16 protein-coding genes and 1 other RNA gene are annotated in these 22587 nt (G+C 40.6%); 10 read left to right on the top strand and 7 right to left on the bottom strand.

Annotation, left to right across the window (positions count from 1 at the left end; genetic code table 11):
- Nucleotides 1-3 precede the first annotated feature (3 nt).
- The 3 genes from FTU22_RS00910 to FTU22_RS00900 form a co-directional block, all read right to left on the bottom strand.
- Nucleotides 4-3615 (bottom strand): AAA family ATPase, encoded by a 3612-nt coding sequence (locus FTU22_RS00910; RefSeq protein WP_180092428.1) that lies wholly within the window; start codon nucleotides 3613-3615, stop codon nucleotides 4-6.
- A gap of 9 nt (nucleotides 3616-3624) precedes the next feature.
- A complete protein-coding gene (locus FTU22_RS00905) occupies nucleotides 3625-4872 on the bottom strand; it encodes an exonuclease SbcCD subunit D (RefSeq protein WP_180092425.1) in 1248 nt (415 codons plus the stop codon).
- A gap of 138 nt (nucleotides 4873-5010) precedes the next feature.
- Nucleotides 5011-5388: a VOC family protein gene (locus tag FTU22_RS00900; protein WP_111885263.1), complete on the bottom strand. Its 378-nt coding sequence runs from the start codon at nucleotides 5386-5388 to the stop codon at nucleotides 5011-5013.
- A 169-nt stretch (nucleotides 5389-5557) separates the two neighbouring features.
- Here FTU22_RS00900 and FTU22_RS00895 point away from each other — a divergent pair, with 169 nt between their 5' ends.
- The 3 genes from FTU22_RS00895 (at nucleotide 5558) to FTU22_RS00885 (ending at nucleotide 8348) form a co-directional block, all read left to right on the top strand.
- Nucleotides 5558-6502 (top strand): GGDEF domain-containing protein, encoded by a 945-nt coding sequence (locus FTU22_RS00895; protein ID WP_180092422.1) that lies wholly within the window; start codon nucleotides 5558-5560, stop codon nucleotides 6500-6502.
- Between the two features lie 394 nt (nucleotides 6503-6896).
- On the top strand, nucleotides 6897-7346 hold the full coding sequence (locus FTU22_RS00890; RefSeq protein ID WP_180092419.1) for an ABZJ_00895 family protein: 450 nt from the start codon (nucleotides 6897-6899) through the stop codon (nucleotides 7344-7346).
- Nucleotides 7347-7412: 66 nt separating this feature from the next.
- Nucleotides 7413-8348, top strand: a complete 936-nt coding sequence (locus FTU22_RS00885; protein WP_180092416.1) for a TIGR01777 family oxidoreductase — start codon at nucleotides 7413-7415, stop codon at nucleotides 8346-8348.
- A 21-nt stretch (nucleotides 8349-8369) separates the two neighbouring features.
- Here the strand turns inward: FTU22_RS00885 and thiO are convergent, their stop codons facing one another.
- The gene (thiO, locus tag FTU22_RS00880) at nucleotides 8370-9494 is read right to left on the bottom strand and encodes a glycine oxidase ThiO (protein ID WP_180092413.1); all 1125 of its coding nucleotides are present in this window, start codon (nucleotides 9492-9494) and stop codon (nucleotides 8370-8372) included.
- A 137-nt stretch (nucleotides 9495-9631) separates the two neighbouring features.
- Complete coding sequence (gene hemB / locus FTU22_RS00875) at nucleotides 9632-10645, bottom strand: porphobilinogen synthase (protein WP_180092410.1); 1014 nt, start codon at nucleotides 10643-10645, stop codon at nucleotides 9632-9634.
- A 107-nt stretch (nucleotides 10646-10752) separates the two neighbouring features.
- On the opposite strand from hemB, the gene FTU22_RS00870 reads away from it, so the two are divergent.
- The 3 genes from FTU22_RS00870 to FTU22_RS00860 all read left to right on the top strand — a co-directional run bounded on the left by FTU22_RS00870 (nucleotide 10753) and on the right by FTU22_RS00860 (nucleotide 14197).
- Entirely contained in the window at nucleotides 10753-11250 is a 498-nt protein-coding gene (locus tag FTU22_RS00870) for a thioesterase family protein (protein WP_078193090.1), read from the top strand.
- 262 nt (nucleotides 11251-11512) lie between these two features.
- Complete coding sequence (locus FTU22_RS00865; protein WP_180092406.1) at nucleotides 11513-12664, top strand: efflux RND transporter periplasmic adaptor subunit; 1152 nt, start codon at nucleotides 11513-11515, stop codon at nucleotides 12662-12664.
- A 6-nt stretch (nucleotides 12665-12670) separates the two neighbouring features.
- On the top strand, nucleotides 12671-14197 hold the full coding sequence (locus FTU22_RS00860; RefSeq protein WP_180092403.1) for a DHA2 family efflux MFS transporter permease subunit: 1527 nt from the start codon (nucleotides 12671-12673) through the stop codon (nucleotides 14195-14197).
- A 72-nt stretch (nucleotides 14198-14269) separates the two neighbouring features.
- Here FTU22_RS00860 and glpK read toward each other — a convergent pair whose 3' ends face one another.
- Nucleotides 14270-15754, bottom strand: a complete 1485-nt coding sequence (glpK, locus tag FTU22_RS00855) for a glycerol kinase GlpK (protein ID WP_180092385.1) — start codon at nucleotides 15752-15754, stop codon at nucleotides 14270-14272.
- A 128-nt stretch (nucleotides 15755-15882) separates the two neighbouring features.
- Between glpK and ssrA the strand changes: the two genes are divergently transcribed.
- Together ssrA and FTU22_RS00845 are read left to right on the top strand one after the other, a co-directional pair.
- Nucleotides 15883-16242: a transfer-messenger RNA gene (ssrA, locus tag FTU22_RS00850) on the top strand.
- Nucleotides 16243-16424: 182 nt separating this feature from the next.
- On the top strand, nucleotides 16425-17561 hold the full coding sequence (locus FTU22_RS00845) for a tyrosine-type recombinase/integrase (RefSeq protein ID WP_180008250.1): 1137 nt from the start codon (nucleotides 16425-16427) through the stop codon (nucleotides 17559-17561).
- 117 nt (nucleotides 17562-17678) lie between these two features.
- On the opposite strand, the gene FTU22_RS00840 is transcribed toward FTU22_RS00845, so the two are convergent.
- Entirely contained in the window at nucleotides 17679-18440 is a 762-nt protein-coding gene (locus FTU22_RS00840) for a hypothetical protein (RefSeq protein ID WP_180092381.1), read from the bottom strand.
- A gap of 255 nt (nucleotides 18441-18695) precedes the next feature.
- On the opposite strand from FTU22_RS00840, the gene FTU22_RS00835 reads away from it, so the two are divergent.
- Both FTU22_RS00835 and FTU22_RS00830 read left to right on the top strand, forming a co-directional pair.
- A complete protein-coding gene (locus FTU22_RS00835) occupies nucleotides 18696-21059 on the top strand; it encodes a hypothetical protein (RefSeq protein WP_180008253.1) in 2364 nt (787 codons plus the stop codon).
- Between the two features lie 526 nt (nucleotides 21060-21585).
- Nucleotides 21586-22512 carry an inovirus-type Gp2 protein gene (locus tag FTU22_RS00830; RefSeq protein WP_180008254.1) on the top strand — a complete coding sequence of 309 codons (927 nt, stop codon included), beginning with the start codon at nucleotides 21586-21588 and terminating at the stop codon, nucleotides 22510-22512.
- The last annotated feature ends 75 nt before the right edge of the window (nucleotides 22513-22587 follow it).

Genomic DNA, 22587 nt, shown 5'->3' with positions numbered 1-22587 from the left:
TTTTTAAGATACGATTTGGATGGTGCTTGTACCTGCTCCGACAGGATTGACTTGAATTTGCACAGGGATTCGTTCGTGCATTTCTTGAATGTGAGAAATTAGCACGACTTTACGCCCTTGGTTTTGTAGCTGATCCAGAGCATTCATCACCATATGTAACGAGGTAGGGTCAAGCGTACCAAAACCTTCATCAATAAACAGTGATTCGAGCTTCATGGAGCCTGACGCCATATTGGCAATCGCTAAAGCCAGCGCTAAAGATACCAAGAAAGTTTCACCACCAGATAGGGAGAGGACAGGGCGGACTTCGCTGTTCATATCGAGGTCGATAATCGCTAGACTTAAACTGTCAGGAATACGATGTAATTGATAGCGCTGTGAAAGAGGCTGTAATTGTTGGTTAGCATATTCCACCAAGATATCCAAATGATGCTCTTGGGCGATTTTCTTAAATTTCGTGCCTTCTTTGTGCCCAATTAAGTCGTAGATGCGACCCCAACGATATTCTTCAGTTTTGATTTGCTCAATCTGTGATTGATATTTGGCGTAGTTACTTTGATTATTAGCATTCATACGCAGTTGCGCATCAGCTTCGTTAAACGCATTTTGCTGCTGCGCTTTCTCCGATGCCAATGTCATCAGTTTGCTTTGTAGCTCTTCAAAGCTGAGTTCAGGCTGTTGTTTGAGATGCTTTTGATATTGTTCTTCAAGCGTTTGCCATGAAGTCTTGGCAGTATCCAATGTGTACTGATGATTCAATAAGTTGTGACGGATGTCTTGATGCTGGTCATGGTTAATCGTCAAACATTGTTCAATAAGACTTGGATAGAAATCAGGATGCGTTTCTTGCCATGTTGCAATGTGTTGGCTTGCCTGCTGAAGCTGTTGTGTATTTAAGCTGATTTGACTATTTAAATTTTGCTGTTTTAAAAGCAATTGCTGTAATACGTCTTCAGAGCCTTTGAGCTGCTGACGTATTTCAGTAATTGCGTGTTGTAATTGCTGCTGTTCTCGATCAAGCGTTGCTTGCCATTCGCTGACATACTGATACTGACGACCTGCATAGGTTTCGGTCAGAGTATTGAGTTGTTCACGTAAGTGTTTACCAGCGCTAGAAATCTCTGCCAATTGATCTAATTTTTCCTGAGATTGTTTTTGTAAAAATTCAAGTTTTAATTGCTGTTGATTCTGTTCAGCCTGCAACTGCTCACACTGTTTTTGTTGCTCATTGATCAGCGTTAATAATTGCTGACGTTGTTGTAATTCCTGCAAGATCTGTTGAGCATAATGAAGTGGATGCGCCTGCCAATGCTGTTGCTGCATGGTATTAAGTTGCTGAGTAATAGGTTCGATCAGGTATTCGAGTTGTTGTCGCTGTTGTAAACCATATTGTAGTTGTTCAGCTTGTCGCTGTGTTGAACGCCATGTTTGGAGGGTGTGTTGATCTTGCTGTAAATCATCAAGCAGTTGTTGCGTTGTTTGCGTTGTTTGCGCTAAAGCCACTTGAATCTGTTGTAAAAGATCAGCAGAAGATTGCTGTGTATCAAAGTCCAACTGCTGTGATCGTAGTTCATTGTCAAACTTATGCTTCTGCACGCTGATGCTTTGTGAGAGTTCATCAATTTGACGCTGTTGTTGCTGTGTCGTTGCTTCGATTTTTGAAGATTGTATTTCTAATTGATTCAGCTGTTTGCACAGATGCTCGTGATCTTTTTTGGCTTGCTGTAATTGTTGGTCTTGCAATTGTTCCAAAGCATGCTTCAGCAAATCTTTATGTTCCACAAAGGGATGAGCATGGCTACCACAGACCATACAGGCTTCATTCGGTTTCAGTTGGGCGCGTAAATCTTGCACACTCTGATGTTGCAGCAAACGCTGCTGTTCGAACATTTGCTCGAGTTGTTGCAGAGACGTTTGGCTAAGTTGTACGTGTTGCTGCTGTGTAATGGTCTGCTGTTTTAAATCCGCTGCAATTTTTGCATCGGCTTGTAATTGTCGTTGCAATTGCTGACATTGTTGCTCGTGCTGTAAGAGGTGTGTGGCTTGTTGTTCAAGACGTTCCAAAATGCGAGTAGCTTGATCTTGCTGCTGCAATGTTTGCTGAGTTTGCTGCGTTTTTTTCTCAAGTAAGGCAATGTCTTGGTATTGCGCTGACCATGACTGCATACGTTGTTTGAGGTCAGTGTATTGTTGTTGCAAGCTCTCTACTGACTGTTGCAATAATTCAGGTTGTTTGCTGTTCAAAGCTTGATATTGCTGTACATAATCATCTAGACGTTGTGCAGTGGTGGCAAATGTTGCATCAAAAATTGCCCATTGCTGTTGTTGCTGGAGTTGTTGTTCGAGTTGTTGCTTGCGTTGCAGCGCTTGATTTAAGTTTGCTTGCTGCTGAGCGCATTGTTGCTCAAGGGGTTGAACGTGGTGATGGGTAAATTGTTGTTGCTCAAGCTTAACACTCTGATGTTGCTTAATTTTGCTTTGAATATCGTGATCAAGTTGATACGCAATTTCTAATTGCGGTTTAAGCTGTTCGAGGTGTGTTTGCCATAATTGCGCATTTTGCTCAGCTTGATGTAATAGCTGTAGTGCTTGTTCGTGTTGCGATTGAGCCTGTTGTAACTGCGGCTGAAAATCTCTCAGTGCTTGTGTCAATTGATTAAGTTGCAGTTGAGCAGCATTTTGTCTCTCATACTGTGCACGAATCGGCTGAAATGAATCCAATTGTGCTAATAATTTTTTTTGTGGTTGCAGTTTTAGATCAGCGTCCACTTGAACATCATAGACTTCTTTTTTCGCTTGAACACTTGCATATAGCTCATGTTTATCTTTGTGCCATTTCAGATCATTTTCGAGCAATTTTTCGGATTGTGCTAAATGATGTAAGGCAAGTTTTATGGCGTGATGTTGTTGATTGAGCGTGGCGAGTTCATCTTCCGATAAAATCTCTAAATGTCCAATATGTTTTTCTAAGTCGGCACGTTGCTGTTTGATTTCACTATATTTATCTGCTGCTTTTTTACTCACTTCGCTAAAAATTTGCGAATTCGTGAGATATTCCAACAAGTCGGCACGTTCATGATCTTTGGCTTTTAAAAATGCCCCAACCTCAGATTGTGCCAATAACACCGCACGAGTAAATTGCTCAAAACTTAAACCAATCAGCTTTTCGATCAGTGGAGTGACTTCAGAGATTTTTTGCGTCAGGGTCGTACCGTCATCAAGGCAGATGACAGCGCGCTCAACTTTGAGATTACCATCGATTTTTTTACGCGCACGGCTAATGTCCCAACGCGCTTGGTAGCGTTTGCCATCCAGGGCAATAAATTCGAGTTCAGCAAAACCTGAAGTCGTCCCACGGCGCAAAATATTTTTGGAATCTTTAATGGAAATATCTTTACCACCAACATCACGAATACTGCCCGCAGCGCCACGCAGACGAGGTACTTCGTCATAGAGGGCTAAACACATGGCATCGAGTAGCGTGGATTTACCTGCACCTGTTTTTCCCGTAATCGCAATTAAACCTGCTTGAGATAATGGACTATTTTCAAAATGGATATGTTGTTCACCCGCCAAAGATGCCAAGTTGTTTAAACTGAGTCGTAAAATTTTCATGGCATATCCTTATTGTACTTTTTGATCCAAATCGTGTTGCGCGGCTTCGAGCAATGTTAAAAAATCACGTTTAACCGATTCATCTTGCTCATAGCCCATCTTTTCCCAAAGATTCAAGAACAGTCGTTCAGGCGTTGGTGGTTTAAGATCGACTGTAGTGAAAGTGTCATGTTGCTCAGTTTGCTTTTGATAGATGCGCGCAATCCGCAGCAAACGATAACGATTTGGAGGTAGTGCCATTTCAATTTGCTGACGTAAATCGACAGGGGGCGGTGCATCGGTGGTGTACTCGATCTCTAAAAAATGTCGCGCATTCAAATGTTCAATTTCACCTTGCGGTAAGGCTTGTACAGCACTAATCAAATCTTTTAATTCTTTACGAATCCGAATTAAATCAACGGTACGAGGAATAATCAGCGATTCGTATTGGCAGCGCTCAGTTACGCTTGCTTTAGGATCAATACGGACATCGACCACTTGATGTTTATAATTTCGTTCACTAAATGATAATGGAATAGGTGAACCACTATAACGAATATGCGTCTGTCCCACTTTTTGCGGTTTATGCAAATGTCCAAGTGCCACATAATCAATCACATCATCAAACAATGCTGTTGATAAGGCTTCTTCATTACCGACCACAATCGGGCGTTCCGAATCAGACGTTTCACCACCTTGCATATGTGCATGTGACATCAGAATCAAAGCCTGATCAGGCTGTTTACGAGCTTTTGCTGCCGCAATCAACTGCTGATGTAAATAAGCAATGGCATTTTGACTGTTGGTGGTTTGCTCATTTAAACCTGTGATTTCAGCACTGCGTAAATAAGGTAAAGTTAAACACCATGCAATGATGTTTTTATTAGCATCATAAATCGGGACAAGTAAACGATCGAGGTCAAATTGCTGGTTTTGTTTTGAAATAATCCCCACGGCTTTGGCATTAAACTTCGCTAAAAAAGGCTCAACCTGTTCAATGCGATAACCCGAATCGTGGTTACCTGCAATCATCAAGGTTTGCATATGTGGAGCAATAGCATGGGCATCGGTTAAAAATTGATACAGTTGTTTTTGTGCACTGGATGCTGGATTCACCACATCAAAAACATCGCCTGCAATGAGCAGGGCATGTGGCTGTTTTTGTGCTATTTGTTCAAGCAGCCAATTGAGAAACTGTTCATGTTCGTAGTCACGTGAGTGGTTATAGAAAAATTGTCCTAAATGCCAATCAGAAGTATGAAAAAAACGAACAGTCATGCAAGCCCCAAAAATCAAAAAAATTGATTGGGCTCTAAAGTATCACAGATGGTCACGTTTTCGAGGGCGATTAATCATTCATACGTCAAACTAAGTCGTTCTCGACAAGTAGAAGCTCCCCAATCAAAAACCAAGTGTTTACTGTGCATTTGGATCGACTTGCACAAGGCCAAAGGTATTGTGGTCTGGGTCTAAGAAATAGCCTTGCCAACATTGACCGGGGATCGCAAATTTTTCCATGGCAATTTGACCACCTTGCGCCAAAATTTTCTCAGCGATTTGGTCGAAATCTTCAACTTCAAAACTACAGGTAAATGCATTGGTGCCGCAGTGCGTCGGTGGCGTCTGAGCAGGGCGTTCTAACAAGCCACCATGAATACCTTGAGTTTCAATACGGAAGTACTGAATTGGTAGCCCTTCAACTGGGGTAAATGTCCAACCGAAAACTGCAGAATAAAAGGCCACTTCACGCTTTGGATCGGAACTTTTAATTTCAAAATAGTAGAGCTGGTTCATTGTTGTTATATTTTCTTTGATGGATTACACATTTCAAATAGTAGAGATCTGAAATTAGGTTAAAAAATACCAAGAACTAGGAATATAAAATGTTGTTCTAATCCTGTATATAGGTGAATTATTGTACAGCGGGTATATTGCCTGCATTTGGGGTAGCAGGAGATGCAACATGCCAAATAATCCTTTTGATGAAGAAAAACTTGCAAATAGTATGGTGTATAAGACTTTATTAGAGTTTACATTAGCCATTCCTTGGTGTATTGATTGGGACAGTAAAACATTTAGTTATATTGGACCGCAAATTGAAAAGTTACTCGGTTGGAAACAAAGTAGTTGGAAAACGGTAGATGATTGGGCATCACGTATGCACGAGGAAGACCGTAATTATGTACTGAATTATTGTGTTTCACAGTCGATGGCTGGTATAGATCATGAAGCAGATTATCGTGCACTTAAAGAAGATGGTTCATATCTTTGGATACGTGATGTTGTTCATGTCGTGCGTAAACCAAATGGTGATGTAGATTGTCTTGTCGGCTTTATGTTTGATATTTCCGAGCGGAAAAAACAAGAGGAACAACTACAAAAATTGCAACGTCAGCTCGAAGAATATTCATATAAAGATGGCTTAACTGGTATTGCAAATCGACGTTTGTTTGATGACTTTTACCAGCGTGAATGGTTAAACGCAATCCGAACGCAAAAGCCGCTGAGTTTAATTTTGATCGATTTAGATTATTTTAAACAATACAATGACTTGAATGGTCATGTGATTGGGGATACCTGTCTGCGTCAAATTGCTAAAAGTTTGGAATCTTGTTGTACACGACCTCGTGATTTAGTTGCGCGTTTTGGTGGCGAGGAATTTGCTTGGATTTTACCAGAGACCAATGAAGCCGCAGCAGCAGTGATGGCTGATAGAATTATGGATGCCGTGCGTGCTGCACGATTACCGCATAAAGCCTCAGCAGTGTCGGAACTCGTCACACTCAGCATGGGGGTAAAAACCATTATTCCTTCAGATCTGGATAATCCAATGCAATTTCTGGATCAAGTTGATAAAAACCTCTATGTAGCGAAAAGACAGGGGCGTAATCGCTACTGTGCTGCATAACATAGATTTGCAGTTGTGACTTATTTTAAAGTTGCATAAAATTTTCAGTCAGTCGATATTTTATCGGCTGATTTTTTTGGGTGTAGAATATAAAAATTAAATGCTGAATACATAAGGCACAAAATAAAAGACCGACGATTCGAGTGATGATGAAATCGTCGGTCAAAAAATCGATTTTAAATTTAAGTGATGGCTGCTGTTCATACTTAAATTCAAAATGAAACTTATTGCTTTTAAAAAGGCCACCGAAACATTGTGGATGCCGTCCAAATCATCGGTTGCTACAGACCTTGTACCCTATATAACGTAGTCGATTACAGATTGGTTGACATGAAAATGAAAAAAAATGCATTTTTTTTTATACTAGGTGTCAACTTCTTCTTGGGTTTGGGTCATGGTGTCTTTAACACGTTATTTTTTCTTATTTTTTTTCATTTGTTTAATCATGACCTGTATTTGCGGTGTGATCGCAGCATTATTGCCACGGGGTGTGGGTGGTATTTTAACGGTCGTACCCTACCTGATTGCCATGATCGTGGTGTTATTTCGGTTTTTAAATAAAAATCAGAGAGCACCGACACAGGCAGAGCGTAAAAAATTTACCTTAGGTTTTAGCCTGATTTTTTGGTTATATAATTTAGCTTTTGTACTTTTGGGTATCGCAATTTTTTCAAGAAAAGATCCTGAAATTTGGCAAAATTTAATGCTCTATGTTCAACATCCTCAGTTTATGAGTTTAATGGTGATCATGTTGTTACTGATGGCTATCCCTTTGTATTTAATCACCTATTGGTTTTATGGTCCGCAAGCACAGCGGATGGCTGCTCAAAAGTTTGGTGCATAAAGCTTGATCGTTTGGTGATCTTGTTCTATAGATAATAGTATTATTTCATATAGATAAGAACAAATTATGCATCAGCCCACAGTACTGATGACGGGTGGCAGCGGTTTTATTGGCACACATCTCATCAAGGCACTTTTAGCTGCGGATTATAAAGTGATTGGGCTCAGTCGTAAGGCTGAGCGTATTTCTAAATCACCACATTTAACTTGGGTACAGCAGCTCGATCAAATTCCTCATGACAGAATTGATTATGTGATTAATCTTGCAGGTGAAAGTATCGGCAAAGGTCGTTGGACAGAGACGCGTAAACAGCAATTATTAGAAAGTCGGGTCAAAACCACAGAAGCGCTGTATCAATATTTACGTAAACGTAAAATTTTTCCGAAATGCATTATTTCAGGTTCGGCTGTTGGCTATTATGGTATTGATATTGAAGAACAATGGACAAAAGTGTGCGATGAAAATACTGCACCACAAGCCATTTTTATGTCAGAGCTATGCCAAAGTTGGGAGCAAGTCACACGCCAATTTCCTGAACAAAATACCATTATCACACGACTAGGTGTGGTCTTGGCTGAAGGTGGCGGGATCTTACCGCAAATGTTGCGACCGATTCAGTTCAATTTGGTCAATAAAATAGGTTCTGGTCGGCAGCCTTTTGTGTGGATACACATACAAGATGTGATCCGAAGTATGCTGTTTTTAATGAAACAAGCAGAGAAAAAATATGGGTTGCTTGAACCTACGCCAATTGATCCGCATATTTTTAATTTAGTTGCGCCGGAAAAAACGACGCAGGCTCAGTTTGCGCAGATTGCAGCACGTCAATTAGCCAAAAAGCCGTGGCTCAATGTGCCTGCAATTGTTTTTAAAATTTTATTGGGTGAGCAATCGCAATTAATTTTAAATGGTCAACTGGTTCAGCCAGCCGCATTATTACAGCAAGGCTTTGAGTTTAAATTTCCGACGTTAAAAGAAGCCTTACAGGATTTATTGGCTTAGTTGAATTTGACGGATTGACCATTATTCGACACTTAATAATGCATCTTGAAACAGGCGAGTCGGACTATAGTGGTCTGCATTGAATGAAGGTGTTTCCCCAGTCATCAGTTCAGCCAATAACTGAGCTGAAGCAGGTCCCATGCATAAACCATTTCTAAAATGCCCAAAGTTTGCCCATAGATTGTCGAAATTTGGCATCTGCCCAATATACGGAATCCCTTCAGGGGAAGATGGACGCAGGCCAGCCCAAGATTTCACAATCGGAAAGTTGGCAAGCTCTGGTACCATGTCAAAGCACGATTTTTGAATATGCTGCAAGGTTGTGTTTGTTGTCTGAGTATCAAAGCCACATTGGCGCATACTTGAGCCGCAAACCACATGACCGTCTTGGCGTGGAATCAAGTACATGACTTTATTCATGCACATGGTCGGCAACCAGTTCTGCGGAGTTTTAAAGAGAAGCATTTGTCCTTGTACGGGTTGTACGGGTATCTCAATGTCTAGTTGTTCACTCCATGCGGCTGACCAAGCGCCCGTGGCAATAACGAATTGATCAGCTGTATGTTGTATGCCATCTGCGGTGGTGATGGACTGGATACGATTGTCCGAACGGTTTAATTGGTGGATAGGGCAATGTTCATAAATCTGAACTTTAGGATGCTGCTGTAAATAAGCCGTTAATGACTGCAAAAGTCGCGGATTACGGATGTTGGCTAATTGCGAAAAATAAATGCCATGTGCAAAGCGTGCTGAAATGTGAGGATTAATCTGCTCAATTTGCTCGGATTGTAAATATTCCGCCTGTTGCATTGGGTCTTGGTGCAAACGGGCATAATCTAAGCCAATTTCAAAATCATCTTCATCAAAAATCAACATGCCAGTTTCATGAATTTCAAAATCAATCCCAGTCATAGGTTTTAATTTTTCATTCCATTTTTGGTAGCTCTGCTTGCCATAACGTGCGAGCGCATTGACTTCATTGGGATATCGCCAAGGATACATCGGGGAGAGGATGCCACCACCAGCCCAAGATGCGGCAGAACCTGTGCGTTGTTGGTCGAAAATCGTCACCGTACAACCGCGTTCAACGAGTTCCAATGCGCTGAGTAAACCACTAATACCCGCCCCAATAATGGCAATATTCATGTTCTTTTAACCGATGAATGTATGAGTTTGATCTTAACTTCAGCAACGCCGAAGTTTTTCTTCCAAGACTGTTTTTTAAATTTTACAGATATAAAAAAGCCTTCCTGAACGTTACCATTTCAGGAAGGCTTTGCAGGTTATTTCATGTCTTTCAACATGAGTGCTGCATCTTCAGCAAAGTAAGTCCAGATCCCATCTGCACCTGCACGGCGGCAGCTCATAAGCGATTCGATAATCACGTTTTCAGATAGCCAACCATTTTGAATGGCACCTGCCAACATGGCGTATTCGCCACTCACTTGATAGACAAATGTTGGAACACCGAAATTATCTTTGACTTCACGGACGATATCTAAATACGGCATACCCGGTTTTACAATCACCATGTCGGCGCCTTCTTGAATATCGAGTGCGATTTCATGTAAAGCTTCAGCACGGTTACCGATGTCCATTTGGTAATTGTATTTATTGCCACCTTTGAGGTTGCTTGAAGAACCTACCGCATCACGGAATGGCCCGTAAAAGCTCGACGCATATTTTGCAGAATAAGCCATGATGTTGGTATAGATATGGCCATTGGCTTCAAGGGCTTGGCGAATTGCACCGATACGACCATCCATCATGTCACTTGGTGCAACCACATCTGCACCCGCTTCAGCATGGCTGAGTGCTTGTTTAATTAAGCATTCAACGGTTTCATCATTCAGTACATAGCCGGTATCATCAATGATACCGTCTTGACCATGTGTGGTGTATGGGTCGAGCGCACCATCAGTGATGAGAACCATTTCTGGTAGTTCTTTTTTTAATAAGCGGATGGTGCTTTGGACTAAGCCATCTTCATGCCAAGCTGCTTCAGCCGTTAAACTTTTATCTTCCTGTGGTGTAACTGGGAACAAAGCTAATTTTGAAACACCCAATTCGAGTAAACGTTCTGCCTTTTTTAGTAACAAGTCAGCAGATAGACGCTGTACGTTTGGCATGCTTGGAATATCTTGAGTTTGTTGCTGGCCTGGCAACACAAATACTGGATAAATGAGATGATCAGTCGTCAGTTGAGTTTCACGCACCATAGCGCGAAGCTGGTCATTTTTACGAATGCGACGCATGCGAGTGGCAGGAAAAGCTGCACGATTGAACGTATAGGTCATAACAATCTCATTGATCAGTATTAAACTTTGACTATTGTAGACGCATAATGAGGGTTTGGCGCACCCCGTATTATTTTTTTATTCAATGACAGCGATTCGAGTAGGCTATGACAGATGTAAATAAGAGTTGGACCGGTAATATTGACCTAAACTCGAAGAATGAAATCGATACTTTATTAAATAACATTGCTCAAGCATTTAACAGCTCCCCATTTTTTGTACACAATGCCATGAAAATGACGGTGATTGATGGTCAGATCGAAGCACGTGTCGACATGGCCAGTAATCTAATTGGAAATGTCGCATTCCAAATTTTACATGGTGGCGTCGCGGCAACCCTACTCGACAGTATCGGTGGTATCTCTGCGATGGCAGAATTGTATAAAAAGGCCACAGCTGAAGATATAGTAGAAACGAGTAAAAAGGTATCTCGCTTAGCGACCGTCGATATGCGTGTGGATTATTTGGCGCCAGGACGTGGACAGTATTTCGTTGCACGAGCAGAAACCTTACGTTTAGGCCGTAAGGGTTGCACTATGCGTATGACCATGGTCAATGATGAAGGTAAAGCGATTGCAACGGCGATTGCATCGTATGCTTATTAAGCCATTTTTAAGTTAACACATTCAAAATGATGAAAAAATAAAGTCCAGTATTGGCAGCAGGGCATGATTTTATCCTGTTGCCGACGAAAAAAAGACTGACGAGTTACATTTTCTATTCTCAGGATATGATTTTTTAGCTTTAAAATGCCGGAAAATTGAAGAAGATAGACTTTCTCACGACACCATTATCTGACAGCAAAGTTGACATGCTTTGCAAAGCTCATGATGCCATGACCAAGTCTGCTAGATTTAGGACAAATCTATGACAGATACCGTTAGTAACCTGCCAGAAACCCCATCTACAGAGCAGCCCACCGATCAGGAATTAAAAGCACGCAGAAAAAAAGGCCTTGGTATAGTGGCTGTATTGATCGTGATTGCTTTGGTGATGTATTTGATTTGGTCAATATTTCTAAATCATTCCGTCAGTACCGATAATGCCTATGTCGGTGCAGAAACAGCGTCGATTACCTCGATGGTCACGGGGCAAGTGGCAGAGGTTTTGGTGAGTGATACGCAGCAAGTGAAAAAAGGCGATGTGCTTGTTCGCATTGATGCTCGTGATGCTGAAATTGCCTTAGCTCAGGCACAGGCTGAATTACTTAAAGCAAAACGCCAATACAAACAAACTGCGGCGAATAGTAGCTCTTTAAACTCACAAATCTTTGTCAGTGATGATGCGATTCATAGTGCAAGCGCACAAGTCGCCAAGGCACAAGCCGATCTGAATAAAGCACAAGATGAATTACAACGTCGTCAACAATTGGCTGCTTCGGGTGCGATTTCTAAAGAAGAATTAAGCACAGCGCAAAGTGCTGTGAATACAGCTAAAGCCAGTTTTAATGTGGCTCAAGCAGGGCTCGCTCAAGCCAAATCTAGTCAAAAAGCGGCACAAAGTAATAAAGCTGCGAATGATGCATTAATTCAAGACAGCAATGAAAATTCAACCCCAGATGTTTTAGTTGCGCAAGCACGTCTACAACAAGCGCAATTGGACTTAGAACGTACACAAATTAAAGCACCCTTTGATGGTGTAGTGACACGTCGCAATATTCAAGTTGGGCAACGCATTGCACCGGGAACGTCATTAATGATGGTGGTGCCTGTCTCTCAGTTATATGTCGATGCCAACTTTAAAGAAAGCCAATTGGCAGGGGTGCAAGCGGGTCAAAAAGTTGAACTGACATCTGATCTGTATGGTGACAAAGTTAAATTTAATGGCATAGTCACTGGTTTTTCTGGTGGCACAGGTTCAGCATTTGCCTTGATTCCAGCACAAAATGCCACAGGTAACTGGATTAAAGTGGTTCAGCGTTTACCTGTGAGGATACGTTTAGATCCAAAAGAGTTGGCAGAACACCCACTACGTGTGGGGCTGTCTATGGAAGCGACGATTGACTTGAAATCGAAGTAATTGCCTATGAATCAGCAAATGCAAATGACTGACCTGAAAGGTGGTCGTCTGATTCTCGCTGCCTTGGTCTTGGCATTGGCGAACTTTATGGTTGTGCTCGACATGACCATTGCCAATGTATCTTTGCCGCATATTACCGGTAGCCTTGCAGTATCGGCATCCCAAGGGACATGGGTCATTACCTCCTATGCTGTGGCAGAAGCGATTTGTGTGCCATTAACCGGTTGGCTCGCTGGGCGCTTTGGTTCTGTACGGGTTTTTGTGATCAGCCTGTTTGGCTTTACTGTATTTTCGATACTGTGTGGTTTATCGACCAGTTTAGAAATGTTGGTGTTTTGCCGAATTGGGCAAGGTTTGTTTGGTGGTCCGATTATGCCACTGAGCCAAACGTTGTTAATGCGCATTTTCCCTCCTGAAAAGCAATCCCAAGCCATGGGGATGTGGGCGATGACCACCGTAGTTGGCCCTATTTTAGGTCCAATTTTGGGTGGTACGATCAGTGATAATTTATCTTGGCATTGGATTTTCTTTATCAATATTCCTGTCGGGATCGGTTGTGCAATCGCAGCGATGCGCTTACTGAAAACGGCTGAAACTCCAACACAGAAATTGAAAATTGACCGCGGTGGTTTACTGCTGTTGGTGTTGTGGATCGGTGCCTTGCAATTGATGTTGGACTTAGGCCATGAGCGAGATTGGTTTAATAATCCATTTATCGTGGTGCTGGCACTGACGGCATTTGTTGGACTGATCATTTTCACGATTTGGGAGCTGACTGAGCGGCATCCTGTGGTGAATATACTGCTGTTTAAGTACCGAAGTTTTACCATTTCGGTCTTGGCTTTGGCCTTTGGTTTTGGTGCCTTCTTTGGCAGTATTGTTCTGATTCCGCAGTGGTTACAGATCAACTTGGGCTATACCGCAACGTGGGCAGGTTATCTCACGGCAACGATGGGCGTCGGTAGTCTGACCATGTCGCCAATTGTTGCGAAGCTTGCAACCAAATACGATCAACGTGCTTTGTCGAGTTTTGGTTTAAGTATTTTGGGCGGAGTCACCCTTATGCGCGCCTTTTGGACCACGGATGCGGACTTTATGACTTTGGCTTTACCGCAAATATTACAAGGTTTTGCCGTGCCATTTTTCTTTATTCCTTTGTCCAATATGGCTTTAGCATCTGTACTGCCACAAGACATGGCATCAGCAGCGGGTTTAATGAACTTCTTACGGACCATGGCAGGGGCTATTGGAGCGTCGATTGCAGTAACCATTTGGGATGATCACACCAAAGTTGCACGCAGTGAAATGGTCAGTAATTTACATGTTACTGAGGTACAAAATACCTTGGTGAATCATGGAATGAGTTCAGAAGCCGCATTGGGTTACATCTCCAGTTTGGTGGATAAAGAAGCCTTAACGCTTTCAGCCAATCATGTGTTTTTAGTACTGGCCGGTGTCTTCATATTCGCTGCACTCATCATTTGGCTCTGCCCACGGCCTAAAGCAGGTGTGGGTGGTGGTCATGCACATTAAATATTATCAAGTATAAAAAAACCGCTCGAATGAGCGGTTATTTTTATTGCGCACGGTGTAGATTGAAAAAAATTAAAGGTCCGAGCGCGCCCGTTTGAGTGCAGATTGCCACTGGGCCAAATGAAATTCACGTTGATCGGCATTCATTTTTGGTTCAAAAGCACGTTCTAATTGCCATGAAGCGGCAATTTCATCAAGATTTGAAAACACACCCGCTTTGAGTCCGGCCATTGCGGCAGCGCCCCATGCTGTTGATTCTAAAAGTTTAGGACGCAGTACAGGCACATTTAAAATATCGGCCTGAAATTGCATCAGCATATCATTGCTACTGGCACCTCCATCGACCCGGAGTTCTTTAAGTGGACTAGACAGGTCTGACTGCATGGCGGTCAATACATCCGACACTTGAAAAGCAATAGCCTCTAAGGCGGCACGAGCTATGTGGGATTTATTGGTACCTCGTGACATTCCACAGAGGAGGGCGCGGGCATCACTGTCCCAATGCGGAGCGCCTAGCCCAGTAAAGGCGGGAACCAAAACCACGCCATCGGTATGCTCCACTTGGCATGCGAGTTTTTCAACATCACTGCTTTTTTGAATAATCCCTAAACCGTCTCTTAGCCATTGCACAATTGCGCCAGCCATAAATACACTGCCTTCAAGTGCATAATGGGTTTGACCTTGAGCTTGCCATGCAAGGGTCGAGAGTAATTTATTATGGCTATATTGAACTTCGGTGCCGGTGTTAAAGAGCATGAAACAGCCGGTACCATAGGTATTTTTTGCTGTTCCTGCGTCAAAGCATGACTGTCCAAACAGCGCGGATTGCTGGTCACCTAAGATGCCGGTAATGGGAATGTTTGCGCCAAGTAAACCTGTAGCGGTATCTGCAATATATTCATCTGAACTGATGATTTTAGGGAGGACCGACAGGGGAATATCGAATAATTCTAAGAGTTCTTCATCCCAAGCTTGTTGCTGTAAGTTCATTAGCATGGTTCGTGAGGCATTGCTGGCTTCAATCACATGCTCTGCACCTTGCGTCAGGTTCCACACCAACCAACTGTCAATCGTACCAAAAGCCACATGACCTTGCTGAGCGAGTTCACGTAGACCTTGTGTGTGTTCTAATAACCAGACCAATTTCCCAGCACTAAAATAGGGGTCGATACGTAATCCAGTCTTTTTGTGAATGAGGTCATTGAGGTTTTGTTGGGTCAGTCGTCCACACCATTCTGTGGCACGGCGGTCTTGCCAGACAATTGCAGGAGCAAGCGGTTGACCTGTGCGTTTATCCCAAACCACAGTGGTTTCACGCTGATTGGTCAGTCCAATGGCTTTAATATCTTTTGCGAGGATACGAGCAGAAGCGAGTGCTTGTTGCACGACGGCAATTTGTGTACTCCAAATTTCTTGAGCATCTTGCTCCACCCAACCCGAATGCGGGGTTTGAATATGGGTTTCCCGTTGAGCTGTAGCTTGAACTTGTCCATGTTCGTTAAAAATGATCGCACGACTTGAAGTCGTTCCTTGATCGAGTGCCAATAAATAGCTCATATATTTTTCTTTTGCGGTCTTGAAAAATAAAATATTAACGCAATTATGTAATTAAGCGCAGATCAATGTGTAATTGTTTCGAAATTGCATCGCAATTTTTTGAAGTTATGCTATGATGACGCTACTTTGGGGATGTTTCTGGCTTCGACGCTGGTGATGAAACTCATAGATGCATGTCGAGAGCGCATTTTCTCTCGTAAATCAAATTTGCATATTTTAGTCGCAAACGACGAAACTTACGCTCTAGCTGCCTAAGGGCAGCTTGTCCGCATCCCTGAATACTTGTGGTTAGGGGTCCCGACTGAAGCGAACGCACACAAGTCCGTATAAGATCAAGCCTTGGGGTCTTATACTAAATCTTAAAGGATCGCGATTTGTACCCTGTTCGTCGGGTCACAAAGAGCTAAATCAATAGACGATATCTAAGCATGTAGTATTCTCGAGCGTAGTGCTGGCGGACGCGGGTTCAACTCCCGCCATCTCCACCAAAATTTAATTCAGTGATGTTCGACTGAATGTAAAAAAGCCCTTAAATTCAATATTTAAGGGCTTTTTTATTGGTTGTATTGTCCGATACTGTCCTAAGCAGTGTGACCCAATTTTTGCCTTCTGCGGGTAATTATTGGGAAAATTTACCCAATTATTTTTAGTCTAGATAAAGGGTATACAGATGAAACTCACGGATACTGAATGCAGAAAAGCACAGCCCCAAGATAAGCGTTACCGCCTTTCTGATGAAAATGGCTTATCTCTATTGGTCACACCAGCAGGGCAAAAATATTGGAATGTGCGCTATACCGTTCATGGTAAGCGCAAGTCAGAGTCACTAGGTCCATATCCTGATATGAGCTTAAAGAAAGCAAGAGAGCTTGCCCTTGAACTGAAATACAAGCATTCCAAGTCAGTTTTGCATGAAGACATTAAGCCATTTTTTAAAGACGTGGCGGAAGACTGGTTTGAGAATCAAAGAGAAACTTGGTCATCTAAACATATCAGTAATGTGCGAGCATCTTTGGATGAGCTTTACATTACTCTTGCAAATAAGCGAATCAATCAGATTCAGGCACCTGAGATCTTGCAGGTTATTAAAAAAATTGAAGCTAGAGGTTCGACTGAAGTAGCTAAACGTACGCTATCTCGATGCGGTATGGTTATGAAATATGCCATAGCTCACGGCTATCGATATGACAATCCTGCAAGTGATTTGGTTTATGCGCTTAAGAATAAAAAAGTGAAGAATTTAGCATCATTACCTGAAAGTGAAATGCCTGAATTTCTTAGAAGGATTAAAGCCTATCCAGCAGATGCTCAGACTCACCATGCAATCATTCTGGTTATGTTGACTGGCGTTCGAGTAAGTGAGTTGTTGCAAGCACGTTGGGAAGAATTTGATCTTGAAGAACGTAAGTGGGATATTCCTGTTGAGCGTATGAAGAATGGTTTACCCCATCGTGTACCCTTAACAGATATGATGATTGATGAGCTTCAGGCACTACGTTTGACTCACAACCAAGATCTATTATTCCCACATCGTTTAAACAATAAAGAACCTATGCGTAGTGAAACAATTTTAGCTGTAATTAAGCGTTCTGGCTATTCAGGTAGAATGACAACCCATGGTTTTAGATCGCTATTTAGTACAGTACTGAATGAGTCAAATTTGTTTAATTCAGATGCAATTGAGCGTCAGCTTGCGCATGTGCCACAGAACCGTATTCGTTCGGCATATAACCGAGCACAGTATTGGGATGAGCGTGTAAAGATTATGGAGTGGTATGGGACAAAAGTGAGTGCTTGGTTAAAATAAATCACAAGGAGAAAAATCTAGCTCAAATTTAACCTGACAGACACAATAAAAAACGGGTAACTGTCAGGTTAAATTTGAGCTAGTACATTTTTTTATAGCCTTATCTGGCTCTGCTATTCACTCATTTTCAGTGGTTTGTTCACTTTGCTTATCGGCGTTAGGTTTACGCTTGGTTATAGAGATGTATTTGGGTATTTGTGTTGATCTCAAAGTCGAAACTTTTTTACGCTTGTTCGGACTTTGTGGGTTTTTACCATCATTTTGAGATGATGGTGGAGTACTTAAGAAAGCATTCTCTTTTTTCTCAATAACTTCATTTTTTTGTTTGCTAGGTTCACTCTTGATCTTATCTAAATCGGATAAGATTGGCCCATTATGAACAGATGCTATGGAGAGTGGTCGGATGCCATTCTCACTTGCAGATTCTGATTCTATATCGTTGCTATAACATGATTCTTTTGGAGCGTACATGTCGCTCTTTGGTTGTATAGGGTTTTGAGATTTTTCATCAATATTATTTTTAAGTACTAATTGTGCATTACCCTCATCTATAGAGGGGGTTGAGGTATTTTTTTGAGCCAGACTCTGTTGGTAATTCATAAGTTCTGAAAGATAGTTTTTTTCAAGTTCCCTGGCTAAATTTAGCTGTTTTTGTAGAGCATGATTTTGCAAAATTAGCATGTTTAAAATTTGTCTAAAATTTTTTTCATTTGCTTTTTTTGCTTTCTTTATTGTTAATGTGGTAATAATCGGTAAAGCATACTCATAATTTATTTTTTCATTTAAATTTATTAGGTTATGTTTTTTATTTAGGTAGTATATTTGTGATCTGGTGAGCCCGGTTAGTTCACATAGCTCAATAACAGTTAATTTTTTCATGATAAAACAATGTCTAAAATATGTTTAATTAGAAATAATTTTATTTAAAAATTGATCTTTTTGCCATAGCAACTTTAGTTGCGAAAAGTGTTTAAGTGCCTAGCTAGGGGGAAATTGTATTATTCACGGTGATTAATGTTTTTATTAACAGTGAATGATAGTAGAAATTGCTGTGATTAATAGGTATTTATTTGTTGTTAAATATGGCTTAATACCGCTAATATAAAGGGGGGTGAACAGGTATTGAGTATAATTGTGGAAAATTATAAGTTAATAATTAAAGATAAAGATCTTTATACATTATTTTTTAATAAAGTTCCTTATGTTTGGGAAAGCATAAATTCTTCTTTGAAGTGTGATAAGACAAACCAGCTTAATTGTTTATATAAAGAATCAGTTCGGGTCATTGAGGCTGTTGAAAAATTTGTTGATGATTTGAAGTTGGGGTGTTTGCCTCAAGTTAAACAGTTGAGAATAGATGTTACACAGCATGCAGAGTTTGAAGGTAACTTTTGGCCTTACTTTAATGGGCTTATGTTTGAACGTAAAATGTTCAATATGACTTGTCTTGAGCTTGGGTTGAATTGGGAATGTTTTCAAAAGTTTCTGGAAGAAGATGCGGCCAATCTACCAGGTAATACTTTAGGCATTGAAAAAGTTTTGATAAATTCAGCAGGTTTGCAAGAATATAGACAGCAATGGTCACCTTTAAAGTTCCCACATAAAAAAATATATAGATTAATTAATTTCTTTTTAGACTTGCAAAAAGATCCTTTATATATTGAGGAAAAAGATAAGCAGGCTAAGCAAGTCGCAGACAAAATCAATGATGCTTTTAAGCATTTTGATACGCTTTTATCAATACATCAGGAAGTATATATCTTAGTTCTTGATATTCGATTTGTGCGTATAGTGAATCAAGCAGAGAATGAACCATTAGAGCAATTGATTGAACAAGTAGTTAAAGATCGGGCTGAGATACAGAATACAATTTTTCAATTGATTCCAGATAGACTGCGCACATACACAAAACTTGAGCATGATTATCAAAAGGGTTTAAAGCTTTCATGTGTTTTTATCCTAAGACGATTCAATATTAATCAAGAATCTGAAATTGCTGCACATTTACAAGCAGCATTGAAAAAAAGATTTAGTCACTATGATGCTATTGAAGTCATTAATGGAAATAGGTTTGTAAGGACACATGGCAATAAATATGCTGTTGGTCGTATGGGAATAAAAACACCTAATTGGGTTGAACAATTTAAGTATTGGGTACTCAGCTATTTTTTTAAAATAGATTCAGTGGCTAAACTCATACATCCTCAAATAACTCTTGAGGTGAATGAGGTCTTTGACGATCTTAATTGGAAACAACCTGATATACATTATCCACCTGTGCCGTCTAAGAAAACCCCTCAACCTAAAAATCTTGCGCAGGTATTGCAGGAATGGAAGGCTTCTAAAAGTATATGGGACGTCAAACATCTTGATAAGCGGGTAGCTGACCGTCTGCTCGTTGGACAGATTTACTATAAAGAATTTTGTGCTGAGCAAGGGCTGCCAGAACTATATGGAGAGTGGCTGTTCCAAATTGAAGTATTTATTGAAACCTTGTTGCACAATCAATATCCCGCCTTTAATGAGGTGAGATCAGCGAATCAGATGCACTTTTTAAATGTTAAGGATATACAAACATCAGCCACGCAACTTGGTCAGCAGTATTGGTCACTTGTAAGGCAATTTGCATACGATCTTAGCTTTGTGGAACGGATTGATTATTTAATAAATCGTGGTTTACGGACATGGAGGTTTGGGCAGGAAGGCAATTTGATGTTGTGGAGGGATTTTCATCAGAATTTTATAGACTTCATATTTGATCTGCCAATACCCTGTACTGCATTAGGTCAGCTAAATATAAACCTTCAAAAATTACGGCATTCTTTTTTTACAACGCAAACTATAGAAATAGATAAACGTGAAATCTTGGAAAAACAATATACTCAATGTGCACGACGACAGTCAAATACACGGGAATATCTTGATCATGTGTTGGGGCAAAATTGTTGGGCTTATCGTATTTCTGTTAAGGCAAGTTCATCTAAGGGAAGCTTAGAACAGTCAGAATTCTCAAAATTGTTTACTGAGTTTATGCGTTTAGCAAAGCAAGCGAAGCCTTGTTACTGGTTGCGTGGCTATATTGGTATATGGCAAGAGAAAAAAATACAGGAGATGCCTGAGTTTACATTGGATGTAGTTTTGTTTTTTAATGATCGTTGTCAGGAACAATTATTTACTGTAGTCCAAGATTTGAATCAACGCTGGAACAATTTTCTGGATACTAAAGCAGTTCAGACTTTAAAATTGCAAGAAGCGGAAAATATAAAGTACTTTGGTTTAATCGATCCAACAATATTAATGCGTTCAGTTGAGTGCTTGAATACAGATAATCAAGCACTCAATAGTTATCATGTCTGTATTGAAGCATCTGATCGAAAAATGAAAAAAATGGTCCTTGAGCATGTCATACCATATTTTGTATATCGCAATGTATTTCAAGCTCCATTTAGCCAAAAAGTTCCAAAAGCTTTTATTAAGGGGGCAATACCAAAAAAATAGTACTGTTAACGTTGAGCAAGTTAGGGGGCGTGATCAACTGATTGAGTATTTGCTAAATTGTAGCGAATAGCGTGAGTTCGATTGGAGAACTCTGCTACTTCTTCATTACGAAAGTTGCTTAAGTTAAAGTTCCATTCGTGGTTTTTTACCTTTGAGAAATATATGTGCTTGTGCCCATACTATCAGCAATTCAATAAAAATATATGCTCGTAAATTGGAAATAGCTCAGAGGCTGTTGACAGTTTTACATTCATAGAGTTGTGTGCGTAACTTTAGCTTGTAGTTGTCGATTGCTCGGCTTGCTTAATATAGGCTCTTTTCGATATTGATTGTCTAGTTAGTAGGAAGCGGGAAAAGAAGATGTTAGTGGGTTTTTAATATTATTTATAATTTATTTCTATATATCTGAAACTAAATATCTCAATGAAAATATATGCTTATATTGGATTAGCCTAAGTCTTAGAGCGTACCTAATAAATAATATAGCACTCGTATTGGTATGTGAATAACCAATACGAGATTGAATATGAATACGCAATATCATTCAGAACAACTGATTCGAATAGACAATCTCATTCGAAATGTTCTTATAGGTAAGATATCTAATCAACAGATCAAAGAAGCCATCGCGTTTATTAGTCCTGATTTGGTGTTTAACTTGAGTGAAGACTTAAAGTATGCAGCAACTATTCAGATCTATAGTGAGGCACTTCATCTGCTTAAGCACAAGCATGGTATTTCATGTAACCCTATGGATTTGACCAGTATAGATATAGCTTACTTTATTGGCTATGTCTTAAATCAATCTCAAAGGATTGATTTAGAGGATGATCGTTTTGCTCGGCAAGAACTTAGAAATAGAGAAAGTTTAGAAACCTATTTACGTCAGCTATTGAAACACTACGCCCGATTGTTGTTTGTGAGAGTGGATTTTGCTATTCAGCAGCAATATCAAAGTGAAATTGATATTAGGCAATTTCACAGTTTAATGAAAAAGATGAGTAATCGATATTCGAATCGTGATAGGTGTTTTACTGGGTTGCAGGGTTTTGCTTGGGCGATCGAGCAGGGAGAGACTAAAGGATTTCATTGTCACGTTTTACTGATTTACGACGGCAGCAAACATCAGAATGATTTTGGGATTGGCTTAGCAGTTTCTCAATATTGGCATGAACTTACAGCAGGGCGAGGAAGTTGCTTTATATCTAATGCCCCAGAATACAAAGCACAATTTGAAGAGCAAGGTAAACTGGGCATTGGCATGATCCATCGTTCTCAAGCTCTTCAGGTTGAAAATGCAATCAATTCAGCCGTCTATCTGGTTAATCCTGAAAAGAAATATCAGAATCTGCGTGTCCGCGTACCCCGTATGCGAACATTTAATCATGGGAACTTTAATGTTCATTGGCGAAGGGGGAAAGTGGGGCAATCAATTGAAGTTTGTAATCCATAGCTGATTTGAACACTAATCTATAAAAAAATACAGATATGACAGTCCTATGAATGAATTCAATACATAGGACTGATC

Source organism: Acinetobacter sp. YH12076, assembly GCF_013419525.1.
GTDB lineage: Bacteria > Pseudomonadota > Gammaproteobacteria > Pseudomonadales > Moraxellaceae > Acinetobacter > Acinetobacter amyesii.
This window is presented reverse-complemented; position numbering and strand designations above follow the sequence as displayed.

What these genes read in the sequence shown, in the direction of transcription:
- FTU22_RS00910 (WP_180092428.1), bottom strand. Translation starts at nt 3,615, where the DNA reads ATGAAAATTTTACGACTCAGTTTAAACAACTTGGCATCTTTGGCGGGT.
- FTU22_RS00905 (WP_180092425.1), bottom strand. Translation starts at nt 4,872, where the DNA reads ATGACTGTTCGTTTTTTTCATACTTCTGATTGGCATTTAGGACAATTT.
- FTU22_RS00900 (WP_111885263.1), bottom strand. Translation starts at nt 5,388, where the DNA reads ATGAACCAGCTCTACTATTTTGAAATTAAAAGTTCCGATCCAAAGCGT.
- FTU22_RS00895 (WP_180092422.1), top strand. Translation starts at nt 5,558, where the DNA reads ATGCCAAATAATCCTTTTGATGAAGAAAAACTTGCAAATAGTATGGTG.
- FTU22_RS00890 (WP_180092419.1), top strand. Translation starts at nt 6,897, where the DNA reads ATGGTGTCTTTAACACGTTATTTTTTCTTATTTTTTTTCATTTGTTTA.
- FTU22_RS00885 (WP_180092416.1), top strand. Translation starts at nt 7,413, where the DNA reads ATGCATCAGCCCACAGTACTGATGACGGGTGGCAGCGGTTTTATTGGC.
- thiO (WP_180092413.1), bottom strand. Translation starts at nt 9,494, where the DNA reads ATGAATATTGCCATTATTGGGGCGGGTATTAGTGGTTTACTCAGCGCA.
- hemB (WP_180092410.1), bottom strand. Translation starts at nt 10,645, where the DNA reads ATGACCTATACGTTCAATCGTGCAGCTTTTCCTGCCACTCGCATGCGT.
- FTU22_RS00870 (WP_078193090.1), top strand. Translation starts at nt 10,753, where the DNA reads ATGACAGATGTAAATAAGAGTTGGACCGGTAATATTGACCTAAACTCG.
- FTU22_RS00865 (WP_180092406.1), top strand. Translation starts at nt 11,513, where the DNA reads ATGACAGATACCGTTAGTAACCTGCCAGAAACCCCATCTACAGAGCAG.
- FTU22_RS00860 (WP_180092403.1), top strand. Translation starts at nt 12,671, where the DNA reads ATGAATCAGCAAATGCAAATGACTGACCTGAAAGGTGGTCGTCTGATT.
- glpK (WP_180092385.1), bottom strand. Translation starts at nt 15,754, where the DNA reads ATGAGCTATTTATTGGCACTCGATCAAGGAACGACTTCAAGTCGTGCG.
- FTU22_RS00845 (WP_180008250.1), top strand. Translation starts at nt 16,425, where the DNA reads ATGAAACTCACGGATACTGAATGCAGAAAAGCACAGCCCCAAGATAAG.
- FTU22_RS00840 (WP_180092381.1), bottom strand. Translation starts at nt 18,440, where the DNA reads ATGAAAAAATTAACTGTTATTGAGCTATGTGAACTAACCGGGCTCACC.
- FTU22_RS00830 (WP_180008254.1), top strand. Translation starts at nt 21,586, where the DNA reads ATGAATACGCAATATCATTCAGAACAACTGATTCGAATAGACAATCTC.